This is a genomic window from Bradyrhizobium sp. WSM4874 (assembly GCF_055811835.1).
This window is the reverse complement of sequence record NZ_JBVVPR010000083.1, coordinates 1-11,736: the sequence shown is the minus strand read 5'-3', so window position 1 is coordinate 11,736 and position 11,736 is coordinate 1. Positions and strand designations below refer to the sequence as shown.

The window sequence follows — 11,736 nt, the reverse complement described above, 5'->3', positions numbered from 1 at the left end:
CCGCACGCGCAAGCCGCCCTGAATGATGTAGTTCCTGGCAGACGGATCGAGCTGCGAAAGAAACCACAGGTGCTCTTGAACTCGCGTCAGAGGCGATCGTGTAAGCGTTCCGCGAGTCGGTACTGTGCACGCTCTAGATTCGGCTCGCGCACAGATCGAAGCCGCAAGAGATCAGATCGTTCCATTCAGGACCAGCCTGAAATCCGTTCTCACTCCGATCTGAGTCTGCAAACGGCCCAATATGAGCATCGCTCGAAGCGCGTCCGCCGAGGCTTATGAACTGGTCATTCACACCAATGTTCTCGATGCGCAGAACACCGGACCAAATTTGGCACAGCTGCGCTTCGAGGTCGGTTTGCGGCCCTCGAATGGCGTCGGCAATGGAGGGCGAAGACCGGTTGGGTCGGGCAAGGCTCCAAGATCGACCTTTCCATTACTGGTCAGTGGAATATTGTCGACGTGGATGATTCTTTCTGGGAGCATGTAGATGGGCAGCGCTTCGGCAAGGACGTTCTGAAGCTTGCCTTCCGTTACCTCAGCTGGAGCGGACACATACGAGATGAGTCGTCTCGTCCCGCTTTCCCCCTCGGCGCTGGTTATGTCTCTCGCGGTAAGCTTTACGCCTGCGCAGACCGAGGCGACCGCGACGACGCCACGCACCGAGCGGTGAGCGGAGAGGCGAGCTTCGATTTCTCCTAGCTCAACTCTGTGCCCGCGGATTTTGACCTGACGGTCCCGTCGACCGAGGGGCCATCGGAACGAACGCGGCCGAGATCGCCTGTCCTGTATAGGCGCTGGAAGGACGGAACAGAACGGGTGTGGCGCAAAAGGCATCCTTGGTGCGGACGTCGTCGTTGACGTAACCAGCAGCGACGCCAACCCCGCTAACGCAGATTTCGCCAACCTCTCCCGCCTTGCACCGCCGCGGCCGGTCGGCGATATAAACCTCAAGAATAGAAATCGGCTTGCCGATCGGCACATAAGCGTCAGCCAGCGCAGGCGGCGCGGAAACCAGATGATGCGTGACGCCGTCCGCGCACTCGGTCGGCCCGTAGTGGTTGAGAATGGGGACCCGCGGATATAAGGCAAGCCACGCGCGCGCCAGTGCGGGTGTCAAAGGTTCTGCGAGCTTTACCGCGCCTGGGAAGGCCCGCTCTCGGTGGTGATGCGTCAGTCGTCTGCGGCCGGGACAAGCTGTTCGTCCACTATGCGGGCGAGGGCGTGCCGGTGGTGATCGACCGGCTCACCGGGGAGCGGCGCGCCGCGCAGATCTTTGTGGCGGTGCTCGGGGCATCCAGCTTCACCTACGCGCAGGCGACCTGCACTCAGGGGCTCGCGGACTCGATCAGCGGCCATGTCGGCGTCTTCGAGGCGATCGGCGACGCGCCGGCGCTGCTGGTGCGGGAGAATACCAGGGTCAGCGGTGATCAAGGCCTGCCGCTACGATCCGCAGGTCAACCCCAGCTACGCCGACATGGCGGCGCATTACGGCACCGCCATTCAGCCGGCGAGGCCGCGACCGGCATGTGACAAGGGGAAGGTCGAGCAGGCCGTCCTCATGGTCGAGCGCTGGCTGCTCGGGCGGCTGCGTCATCGCACCTTCCACACCGGCAAGACCCGTCCTGGCCATTCCTATCGCGCGAAGCTCCATCCGATCCGGTGCCCGTGGCCGCTTCTCCTATTGAACCACAGTTCAACGCCGATTAACACTCAGCTGGGCCAGTGTCATCTCGCCCCAGATCGCGGCTAAAGCCACCCCGGTCTTCAATGCGGTGCTTGGTGCTGCAGGCGGGCTCGTTTGCTTATCGTCTCTCCTGATCGGGCGGACATTTTGCTCGCTGTCAGGCCAGAAACTCCAAGTGTGGCCTTGCCCATATTGTTAAGGCCGTGCTCCACCAGAATTAGTAGGTTCGCTTTGCTCAATTTTTCGCTAACTGAGTGGGCCGCTTGATGAGCGGCGCGCGCTACAACTGAAGCCCGAAGCACGCCGACGGTTCAAGTGTATGCGAGGCAAGCAATCAACTGCAAAACTGGAGATCAGACATGGCAAACGCAAGCCAAGAAGATAAATCCACCCAAAGAACGCAAGATGCAGCTCGCCACTCCGGCGAGAAAGCGGCTGAGCAGACCAACCCGAAGGGACAGGCCGCAGCTGATCAGGGTGCACGCGTTGGCCATGGTGCGGCTCAAGCCGGAGAAGAACTAGCCCGATCAGCTGCCATTTTTGCCGAGCAGAACTTCTTGACGATGCAAGCCGCATCGCGAGCCGGCCTGCAAGCGACGACCTCAGTCATGAGACGGTATACGGAGCAAATTGGGAACATGTTCGGTGTCTCAGGACAACGGCTGCAGTACGCCACAGAAGCAACGGAACGGTGGGCGCGCGATGGGCGAACGATCCTTTCAACTACTAGCGCTGCTGCGAAATTAGGGAGTGGAATAGCTCAAGAGTACTGGCAGCTGGCTCGACAAGAAGTGGATAGCAATTTTGAGTACAATGAAGCGTTGTGGAAGTGCCAGTCTCCTCAGGACCTTGTGGCCGCACAAAGTCACGTTCTGCGGCAGACGCTGGAATCCGCTCTTGAGACCACTCGTCGAGTCGCCGACCTGTCGATCAAAATGGCCGACGAGGCCGGAAAGCGGCTTAAGCACGGTATAGAAGAAGTCCGGCACTCGCCTACCTGAATCAGCTTTTTGGTTGGCGATTTCGTTTTATCGCGTGGCCAGAGTCTGTTTGTTGCCACGGCATGCATCTGTTCGTGCCAGACCACCATCGGCCCGCGATAGCCGATGAAAGCGACGACCACTACAGAAAGCGAACCGGTTTGCGCCTCCTGCGTTGTTCACGCAGTCGGTATAGCCCTGGATAGGTATCCTCATGCCTTGTGAATCTGTGAGCGACTCCCAGGCCCACAGAATCGTGGGCTGGCGGGCCTCCCGCACGGCTCACAGACTTCGTGCTCGATGGGCTGGAGCAGCCCCTTCACGATTGCCGACCGGTCCATCGCGGCGAGCTTGAGCATCATATCCAGCCAGGTAGCCACTACGTCCCTATCAAATACACCGAACACCTGGCTGAACGTCGTGCCCCTCTGTTGGGAGTGTCGCAATTTCCGATGATAACGCTCTCGACAAAACCTCTACAGGTCGAGCTCATCGATCGGCGCCGACCTTGGGAAACTTTGAGGCCCTTGAGTTCGCCACCTCGGGGGGTGATGGTCAACAACCGGCGGCTCCTGCAGGCCAGCCAACATGCGGCCGGTCCAAGCCGAGCAAGGCTAGTACGTCATGTTGGAACCGCCGGCTTGGCCGCATGACTCAGACCAAATGCCCACTGGCAAACCCCGGACGTTTCAGTTCATGTCATCTAACTACACGGACCCGCAACATGGTCTCCGAAACTCTCATGGATTCCGATGGTTCGGAAGACTTGTCGCCAGCTCAACTCGAAGCCGGTCGCCTATCTCAACCAATCCAATCAGCGATTGACTGGCTGTGGAAGTCTCAAAATCCATCTGGATTTTGGGTTGGCATGGTCGAGTCAAACTCGACCATTGAGGCCGAGTGGTTGCTCGCCAGTCACATAGCCGGGTTTCGTTTGCCCACTGAGGAGAAGATCATCAAGGCCTTGCTGCAACGGCAGCGGCCGGACGGTTCCTGGGGCATATATCCAGGCGCACCGGACGGTGACATCAACTCCACTGTGGAGGTCTACGCGGCGCTGCGCGCCAAGGGGCTAGACCCGCGGTGCGACGAACTCGCTGGCGCGCGTGCATGGATTAAGAAGCATGACGCGCTAAGAAATCTCCGGGTTTTCTCGCGATATTGGCTGGCCATGTTGGGGGTTTGGCCGTGGCAGCACACCCCCAATCTGCCGCCAGAACTTATTCGGTTGCCGCTTTGGTTTCCCTTCAACATCTATAACTTCGCTCAATGGGCTCGCGCGACGATCGTGCCTCTCACCGTCCTGGCGGCGCGGACGCCCGTTTGGCCGCTTCCCGACGGGAGCAAACTCGAAGAACTCTTTCCCACTCCCTATGAGGACTTCGATTTTGGAATTCCCGCGGAGCACGCGCGCATCCTATCATTGGAATGGCTTTTCCTAAAGGTTGATCGCGTTCTTCACAAAGCGCAGCGATCGAAGCTGGTTCCCTTTCGTGAGAATGCCATCAAGCTTTGTCTCGAATGGACGATCAGGCATCAAGATGCGGACGGCACATGGGGAGGCCTCCAACCACCCTGGGTGTATGGATTGATCGCCTTAGTCAACGAGGGCTACCGGCTTGATCATCCTTTGGTGGCCAAAGCTATTTCCGCCTTGGGAGCCTACTGGAGCTACGAGCGTAATGGCGCTATTCATATCCAAGCTAGCGAATCTCCGGTGTGGGACACGCTACTCTCCGTCCTTGCGCTCCACGAGGCTGGCGTGTCCTCCGATAACCCCGCGGTTTGCAAGGCCTTAGATTGGGCTATCAGTCAGCAGGTTCGTGTTCCCGGAGATTGGTCTGTAAAGGTTAGGAACGTAAGCCCCGGTGGTTGGGCTTTTCAACGTGCCAACAACTACTATCCCGACGTTGATGATACTGCCGTCGCGTTACTTGTTCTCGGGAAGCTGAGACCGACAATCGGAGATCTGCGATGGAGAGCAGAGCGCGCGATCGCACTCGGTGTGAAGTGGACGCTGGCTATGCAGTGCAGCAACGGGGGTTGGGCTGCCTTTGACAGAGACAACGACAAAGAGATTATCTCGAAGATCCCATTTTGCAATTTTGGAGAGGCGATCGATCCACCAAGCGTCGATGTGACCGCCCATGTTCTTGAAGCCTTTGCCGCACTCGGATACGACATCAAGCACCCCGCTATTCGGCGGGCCGTAGGTTACATTCGAAGCGAGCAAGAAGAAGCGGGAAGCTGGTTTGGGCGGTGGGGTGTCAATCACATCTACGGCACCGCTGCCGTATTACCCGCTCTCCAGGCGATAGGCGAGGACATGACACAGTCCTACGTGGCGCGGGCTATTACTTGGATCCTATCGAGACAGAATGAAGACGGTGGCTGGGGTGAAACTTGCGCTTCCTACATGGATCCGGAGCTTCGCGGGAGGGGGCCGAGCACGCCATCACAAACGGCGTGGGGTCTCATTTGCCTTCTTTCAGTCGATAGCAGCCGCGAAACCAGTGCGGCAATACAGAAGAGTGTTGAGTATCTCTGTGCTATGCAAAAGCCCGATGGAACCTGGAATGAAGAGTTCTACACCGCGACAGGCTTTCCGGGCTACGGGATTGGCGCTCGTACGAACTTAACGGCCCAGGAGCTCGCAAAGCGGCTGCAACAGGGCAGGGAGCTATCACGTGGGTTCATGTTGAGCTTCAACATGTATCGCCATTATTTTCCACTTCTCGCACTGGGGCGAGCCGCCGCCCAGCGCCGCTCGCGTACTCTGCACAGCCCCAAGAACTAGCATGAGCAGAACGATGGCACGTTGTGCTAGCTCAATCCGCACGAACTCGCGCACGGAGCTATGCGGGAAGGTGGGTGATGACGGCGTGAGATAGGCGGCGTATCGAGGCGGGTGTCAGCATCAGCTCTGCATGGAGCGACTTCACATCGATCGCCGGGATCGCCGGCGCTCCGCCTCCCGGTCCGAAAGCCGCCGAAGCGCTGCCCTCGAGCTGTGACTTCCAGGCCTGATTGGGGTGGACGTCGAAATGCTCGGCCAGCTGGGCTATCGCCGATCACCCTTGAGGGCCGCCAGTGCCACCTTCGCCTTGAAGGCCGGCGTGTGGTTCCGGCGTGCTCGTCTGCTCATGGTCTCTCCTGTTCACGGCGATTATCGCCGTCTTCAGGCAGAAACTCCACTTATCGACCTGTTCAAATTTGCGAAGCCGGCTCTCATCACTCCCAACCTTGGTAGGTTGAATTTATTGGGCCTGAGATCTTTAATAACACGGCGACTTGCCTCGGAGGCAGCTTCAAGGACTGAGATCATCTTGCAGCGACGGCGAGAGGAGTTAGTACCGCGAACAACTCTTCGGGCGAGTCTAAAAGACGGTGGGCCGTACGATGCTGCGTGTTCTCTTTCTGATAGTAACCGTTGCTGTCACGACAGGGTCGAGCGCCCAGGGCGCTGACGCCAATCCCATCTATGTTGACCAAGGTTTAGATTGGACCGCGGCGGCGAGAGCGGACTTCTATGTGCGCGATCAGGGCTCGCGCTTGATCACCCTATCCTGGATGCAGGCGCTCAAGCAAAGAAACGGACAAGCGTTCCTCGCCGATGGTCTGGGGCGGTACGGCTATCTCCCCAATCCTGGAAGCAAGGCCAGCCTTCCCATCGGCTTTCATGCCTCCGGTCCTGAAGGTTTCCAGCTTGTCGGAATGACCTGCTCGGCATGCCATACGCGCCAGATCGAAGTTGACGGCAAGGTGTATCGCGTCGACGGTGGTCCGGGGCTCGTGGACTTCTACGCGCTGCTTGGCGATTTGGACAAGGCAGTCGGTGACGTGCTTGCTAGCGACGACTCCTTTGCCTCGTTTGCTGCATCTGTTCTGCAGTCCGCAACTCCCGATATAGCCGATGTTGAAGATCTTCGCCGGCAGGTAGATAGGTGGTACTTGCGGTTTCACACGCTTATGGTGCGAGCCCTGCCCAAAAACGGCTGGGGAGTGGGCCGTCTGGATGCTGTCGGGATGATCTTCAACCGCTTATCCGGACTGGACATCGGTCCGCCCCCCGATTTCATGATCCCGGAAAACATAAAAACCGCTGATGCTCCCGTGAGATACCCATTCCTTTGGAATGCGCCGCGGCAAGACAAGACGCAATGGCCGGGATTTGCAAAGAATGGAAGTGACATCTTGGGGCTGGCCCGGAACGTCGGCGAGGTCCTAGGGGTCTTCGCTACGTTCGAGCCTAAGCGTCAGGGTGCGGTCATCAATTTCCTCAATGGCAATTCCACCAATTTCGACGGTCTTAGCGAGCTTGAGAACTTGGTGAAGCGCATCGGCCCTCCGAAATGGCCCTGGAAGATTGACGCTGCCTTAGCCATCCGGGGCAAAATGATTTTCGAAAGAGATCCCGCTGAAGGGGGATGTAGCGGATGTCATGGCATTGAAGACGGCGAGCAGCGATTTCCATTCATCAAAACATGGAGAACCGTGGTCCAGAACGTCGGTACGGATACACGAGAATACGATGTTCTCGCCTGGAAAGCGAAGACGGGCGTGCTGAATGGTGCGTATATTCCCTTCGCGACCGCGCCGCTCAAGGAGAACGATCAAATCCTTGACATTCTTGCAACCTCGGTCATTGGATCGATCGCAGAACACCTGTTGGCCGGCGGTGCCCCTTCCAACGCACGGGTCGCGACGGCGTCAGATCCGGGTTCGTCGGAGACTCCGGAGTCTCTGGGGCTGGTACGATTACCGCCAACCCTGCAGGATCTGGTAACGGCTTTCGACGCTGTCAGCACCTCGGAAGCGGTCAAAAAAGCCAAGCGGAAGGGGGCAGAAAGAGCAGCCCGCGGTCAACTCCCTCCATGGGGCGCCTACGAGGCTCGTGTTCTGCAGGGTATTTGGGCCGCCGCACCTTATCTTCATAACGGCTCGGTCCCTACCCTGGCGGAATTGCTCAAGCCGTCGGGACAGCGCAAATCGCAGTTTAGCATTGGGCGGAAATACGACATTGAAAACGTGGGTCTTGCTGCCACCCAGGAACCCTTAAGCGAAACACTATCCGTCACGGATTGTAATGACGTCAATTCTGGAGACAGCCGATGCGGCCACGAGTACGGGACGAGTTTGAGCGATCAAGACAAAAAGGCGCTGATCGAATACCTCAAGACGCTGTGACCCGCTGCGTCGTTTCCTCCAGCGAATTTCAACAGCTGTCGGCAACGATGCGCTCGCTCGTGCCAAATTGCCTTTGGCGAGCAGCTTTCGGAGTTCAGGCTGGCCTTGAAATGAGATCATCGGCAATTCCGCGCCTGAACTGGGCATGAGAACGAACTCATATCCCGCACGGTTTGTGCAGTTGCTTGTTGCTTAGGGGAATACCATGACACGCTTATTTGTGCTCGTGCTCTTTACGCTCATCTCGGTGCCTGCTCACGCGCAGTTGCCGGCCCCATCTACATGGGTAAATCAAAGGGGCTCGGTTCTTTCGATCCAAACGCTAGACGCATCAACAGGGAATTTCACGGGAACGTATATCAACAACGCGACTGGATTTTCGTGCCGGGGACAGCCTTACCCTGTCGCGGGTATCGTCATGGCAAGCAAGATAGATTTCTACGTCAATTGGACGGCGCCCTCAGCTCCGAACTGCAAAACGATCACAGTTTGGAATGGCCGTGTAGCTGCTAACAATATTCCAACTAGATGGACACTGTACTACGTGGGATCGGACTGGAAGTTTCACAAAATGACTGGGCGGGACTTCTTTGCGAGGAGGTAGACCAAACCTGGGAATTCCGGCGCGAGGCTGGCTTGAAGCCCGCGCGCGCGGCATCGAAGCGCATGGGTATCAGCCGAGCGAGTGTTCATCGATGAAAGGCATCAACCATTTGATTCTCGCGGGCCGCGACCTGGAGGCAATGCGCTCGAACTATCAAGCGTTGGGATTTACGATTGTCCCGCACGGTCAGCATCCCTTTGGGACCGGCAACTCCATCATTCAGCTACGCGGTACGTATCTCGAACTGCTTTCGGTTACAAATCCGCAGGACGTCCCCGAACATCGCGCTGGCAATTTTTCGTTTGCCGCATTCAATCGCGATTACCTTTTGAGACACGACGGCTTTTCGATGATGGTGCTCGATAGTTCGGATGCGCGCGCCGATATTCAGGCTTGGCATGCAGCCGGTCTGCAAACCTTTGAGGCATTCGATTTTTCGAGAACTGGCAAGAATGCCCGACGGGACAGATGCGAAGGTGGGGTTCTCCCTCGCGTTTGTGAACCATCCCGCGGCACCGTGGCTCGGCTTGTTTGCCTGCCAGCACTACCGCCCAGAGTACTACGAGCAGCCACAATATCTCAAGCATTCCAACGGTGCTTCGATTGTCCGGGACGTCTGGATTGTGGGCGAAACGGCAATGGATCTCGCTAGTTACATTCAGACGGTCGCGGGTGCAAACAGCTTCAGCGAGCGCTTGGATGCTATCCCCATTCAAACGGGCACCGGCACAATTGTGCTCGCCCGCCCGCAAGCGTTCGAAGCCGCCTTCGGCGTAACCCCGCCCCATCCCGAGGACGGCCCGCATCTCGCTGGGTTCACCGTCGCTTGCCGGGCTCTCGGCCAATTGGTGGAATTGCCTCTTGCAAAGACAGGCAACCGACATGTCCTGGCGCCCGCGAACAATTTCGGTACAGCGCTTGGCTTTGTCGAGTTGGACGGGAGACAGTGATGCGATTTGGCGTCATTGGAACAGGAGGCGCCGGGGTTACTTGGGCGCAGTTGGCGTTGGCCGGAGAGAACGTCGTTTTCATAGTTCGCGGTCAACATCTCAAAGCAATACGGACCATTGGCTTGCGCTTCGAGCCCCCTGCGGGAGAAATGATTATTCAACCCGCCGAGTCAACCGAGACCATCCCACACAGGTCACCGACCTCGCCGTTGTTCTCCTGGGCCTCAAGGCTTGGTAGGAGACGGAGGCAGCCCAAGCAATCCGTCCGATGGAACGGATCGAAGCATTGTACCAGGCGTTTGCCGGCCGGCGTCAAGGTCGAAGGTCGCTCGACATGCTCACACCTCTCTGGGACAAGTTCCCGCTGGTCACGTCGTTCGGCGGCATCGGCGCCCTTACGAGGACCCCGACTGGTTATCACTCGCCCGATTCCAGAAACGCGTCGGTGCTTGAACAGTGTATGGACGAAAGTGGTTGCCTTCGCCAGGGCACGCCGCGTGACAATCGCAAAACCGCTATTGTCGGTTCTACGAAGTTTCTCGACGTCTCGCCCGCAACCCGCACAACTCGTGCAACGAGACATTGCAAACGGAAAGCCAAGTGAGTTGGAGTATTCAAACGGGGCGGTGGTGCGTTGGGCCGGCAGACTGGGTGTATCCATCCCGTTGCACAAGTTTATTTATGACTGCCTGCTTCCACAGGAATTGCACGCAAGAGGGAAGGCCAACTTCCCCCGCTAAACCCGTGCCCCCGGATCCAAATGGGAGTCCTTCACGGTCACGGGCAATGATTCGAGCTTCTTCGATCGGCTTGAAGCCTTCACCGGAAGCTGTGCCGGGCACGGCGGACTGATCACGATCAAGAATTCCAATTGGCTTCTGACCTTTGTCCCTAACGCACAGCCACACTATTTCGAACAGCCGAGGTCTGGTGGGGTTATGGGCTGCTCCCCGACAAACCCGGTAACTTCGTCCACAAGCCCATGTCAGAGTGCACGGGGCGTGAAGTCCTTATCGAGTTGCTTTCGCACCTGCGCTTTGAGGATAGTATTCCGCACATTCTCGACAGCTCACGTATCGTGACCGCGATGATGCCCTACATAGCGGCGCAGTTCATGCCGCGGGCTGAGACAGATCGACCGAAGGTCATCCCCAAAGGATCGCGCAATCTCGCCTTCATCGGCCAATTTTGCGAAATGGCTGATGACGTCGTGTTTACGGTGGAATATTCCGTCCGCGCGGCGCAGACCGCCGTGTTCACCTTGCTCGACGTTAAACGTGGGGTCTCGCCCGTCTACACGGGTCAGCATGATCCCGGCATTCTTTTTAGTCCTTGGAAAACGCTGCACCGCCGCTAGCCAACAAACGAAGCGAGGACCCGGTCGTGAGGCGTGTCGAGGAGAAAGTCATTCTAGTGAGGGGCGGCGCTGGAGCGATGGGTGCCGCTCATGCCCACCTGCTGGTAGGCGAGGGCGCAAGAGTACTGATCACTGATCGTCTTCAGGAACAAGGAGAACATTGGCGGCTCAACTTGGTACGTCGGCTCTATATGTGCGTGAGCACATCAGGCAACCGGGAGGGGTGGAGTAACGCGATCGCGAGCGCAGAAACTCGCTTCGGCGCGCTGAACGGCCTAGTCAACAACGCGGCCATCTGCAGCTTTGCCCCGATCGAGCAGCTCTCGCTCGAGCAGTGGAACAAAACCCTGGCGGTCAATCTGACTGGTGTATTCCTCGGCATGCAGGCGGCTCTGCCGGCGATGCGCCGCGCTGGCTTCGGTTCGATCGTGAACATCTCATCGGCCGAGGGGCTGCGTGGTAGTGCAGGGCTCAATGACTATGTCGCCTCGAAATTCGGGGTTCGGGGTCTGACAAAGTCCGCTGCCCTGGCAGCGGCGTCGGGTGTCCGAGTGAACTCTGTTGATCCCGGCTTGGTCGCCACCCCAACCACCAGGAACTGTGATGGCTACCGTTTTCCGATTCCACTCGGGCGGGCCGCCCACCCCCAAGAAGTGTCGCACGTCGTGTTGTTCCTGCTCAGCGACCAGTCCTCCTATCTAACCGGATCGGAAATCGTGGTTGATGGTGGTCTGACGGTAGGTCTCCCGCACAAATGTCTGTGAGACTTGGTCGAGAGCCGGCTGTCATTCGGCCTACAAATTTGGCTCTGACTCATATGTGGAACGGCCCGGGCTGCAAGATCTTTCTCTGGTTGAACAAGGGATGACGTTGCGGTCATATGTTCGGCCTGTGAACGCGGCGCCTGGCCGCTGGCCACGATGATATCCGCGGAAGCAATCGCCCAATCAATTTCTCGCGCTCGAAGCGCAGTG

General features: G+C 58.0%; 9 protein-coding genes and 4 pseudogenes. 11 read left to right on the top strand and 2 right to left on the bottom strand.

Annotated features, from left to right (window positions below):
* Positions 1–700: 700 nt before the first annotated feature.
* Positions 701–1,117 (bottom strand): AMP-binding protein, encoded by a 417-nt coding sequence (locus AC0L3P_RS38190; protein ID WP_473309196.1) that lies wholly within the window; start codon positions 1,115–1,117, stop codon positions 701–703.
* 3 nt (positions 1,118–1,120) lie between these two features.
* Between AC0L3P_RS38190 and AC0L3P_RS38185 the strand changes: the two are divergent.
* The 4 genes and pseudogenes from AC0L3P_RS38185 to shc all read left to right on the top strand — a co-directional run.
* Positions 1,121–1,342: pseudogene (locus AC0L3P_RS38185) on the top strand (IS21 family transposase); the annotation flags it as partial.
* 701 nt (positions 1,343–2,043) lie between these two features.
* The gene (locus AC0L3P_RS38180) at positions 2,044–2,685 is read left to right on the top strand and encodes a phasin family protein (protein ID WP_473309195.1); all 642 of its coding nucleotides are present in this window, start codon (positions 2,044–2,046) and stop codon (positions 2,683–2,685) included.
* 208 nt (positions 2,686–2,893) lie between these two features.
* Positions 2,894–3,148, top strand: a pseudogene (locus tag AC0L3P_RS38175) (IS3 family transposase); the annotation flags it as partial.
* Positions 3,149–3,388: 240 nt separating this feature from the next.
* Positions 3,389–5,461 (top strand): squalene--hopene cyclase, encoded by a 2,073-nt coding sequence (gene shc / locus AC0L3P_RS38170; protein WP_473309197.1) that lies wholly within the window; start codon positions 3,389–3,391, stop codon positions 5,459–5,461.
* Positions 5,462–5,582: 121 nt separating this feature from the next.
* Here the strand turns inward: shc and AC0L3P_RS38165 are convergent.
* Positions 5,583–5,809 (bottom strand): annotated as a pseudogene (locus AC0L3P_RS38165) (transposase); the annotation flags it as partial.
* Positions 5,810–6,063: 254 nt separating this feature from the next.
* On the opposite strand from AC0L3P_RS38165, the gene AC0L3P_RS38160 reads away from it, so the two are divergent.
* The 7 genes and pseudogenes from AC0L3P_RS38160 (at position 6,064) to AC0L3P_RS38130 (ending at position 11,526) form a co-directional block, all read left to right on the top strand.
* A complete protein-coding gene (locus tag AC0L3P_RS38160) occupies positions 6,064–7,851 on the top strand; it encodes a di-heme-cytochrome C peroxidase (RefSeq protein ID WP_473309194.1) in 1,788 nt (595 codons plus the stop codon).
* A 205-nt stretch (positions 7,852–8,056) separates the two neighbouring features.
* Positions 8,057–8,455, top strand: coding sequence for an avidin/streptavidin family protein (locus AC0L3P_RS38155; RefSeq protein WP_473256510.1), 399 nt, complete (start codon positions 8,057–8,059; stop codon positions 8,453–8,455).
* Positions 8,456–8,546: 91 nt separating this feature from the next.
* Positions 8,547–9,107 (top strand): VOC family protein, encoded by a 561-nt coding sequence (locus AC0L3P_RS38150; protein ID WP_473309193.1) that lies wholly within the window; start codon positions 8,547–8,549, stop codon positions 9,105–9,107.
* A complete protein-coding gene (locus AC0L3P_RS38145; RefSeq protein ID WP_473309192.1) occupies positions 9,094–9,405 on the top strand; it encodes a hypothetical protein in 312 nt (103 codons plus the stop codon). Before AC0L3P_RS38150 ends, AC0L3P_RS38145 begins: the two co-directional genes overlap by 14 nt.
* On the top strand, positions 9,405–10,145 hold the full coding sequence (locus tag AC0L3P_RS38140; RefSeq protein ID WP_473309191.1) for a ketopantoate reductase family protein: 741 nt from the start codon (positions 9,405–9,407) through the stop codon (positions 10,143–10,145). The genes AC0L3P_RS38145 and AC0L3P_RS38140 overlap by 1 nt, the downstream gene beginning before the upstream one ends.
* A 63-nt stretch (positions 10,146–10,208) precedes the next feature.
* A pseudogene (locus AC0L3P_RS38135) lies at positions 10,209–10,762 on the top strand (oleate hydratase); the annotation flags it as partial.
* A gap of 26 nt (positions 10,763–10,788) precedes the next feature.
* The gene (locus AC0L3P_RS38130) at positions 10,789–11,526 is read left to right on the top strand and encodes an SDR family oxidoreductase (RefSeq protein ID WP_473309190.1); all 738 of its coding nucleotides are present in this window, start codon (positions 10,789–10,791) and stop codon (positions 11,524–11,526) included.
* The last annotated feature ends 210 nt before the right edge of the window (positions 11,527–11,736 follow it).

Excerpts from the sequence above, each read along its gene's own strand:
- AC0L3P_RS38160 (WP_473309194.1), top strand. The coding sequence starts at position 6,064 with ATGCTGCGTGTTCTCTTTCTGATAGTAACCGTTGCTGTCACGACAGGG.
- shc (WP_473309197.1), top strand. The coding sequence starts at position 3,389 with ATGGTCTCCGAAACTCTCATGGATTCCGATGGTTCGGAAGACTTGTCG.
- AC0L3P_RS38180 (WP_473309195.1), top strand. The coding sequence starts at position 2,044 with ATGGCAAACGCAAGCCAAGAAGATAAATCCACCCAAAGAACGCAAGAT.
- AC0L3P_RS38150 (WP_473309193.1), top strand. The coding sequence starts at position 8,547 with ATGAAAGGCATCAACCATTTGATTCTCGCGGGCCGCGACCTGGAGGCA.
- AC0L3P_RS38145 (WP_473309192.1), top strand. The coding sequence starts at position 9,094 with ATGGATCTCGCTAGTTACATTCAGACGGTCGCGGGTGCAAACAGCTTC.
- AC0L3P_RS38140 (WP_473309191.1), top strand. The coding sequence starts at position 9,405 with ATGCGATTTGGCGTCATTGGAACAGGAGGCGCCGGGGTTACTTGGGCG.
- AC0L3P_RS38155 (WP_473256510.1), top strand. The coding sequence starts at position 8,057 with ATGACACGCTTATTTGTGCTCGTGCTCTTTACGCTCATCTCGGTGCCT.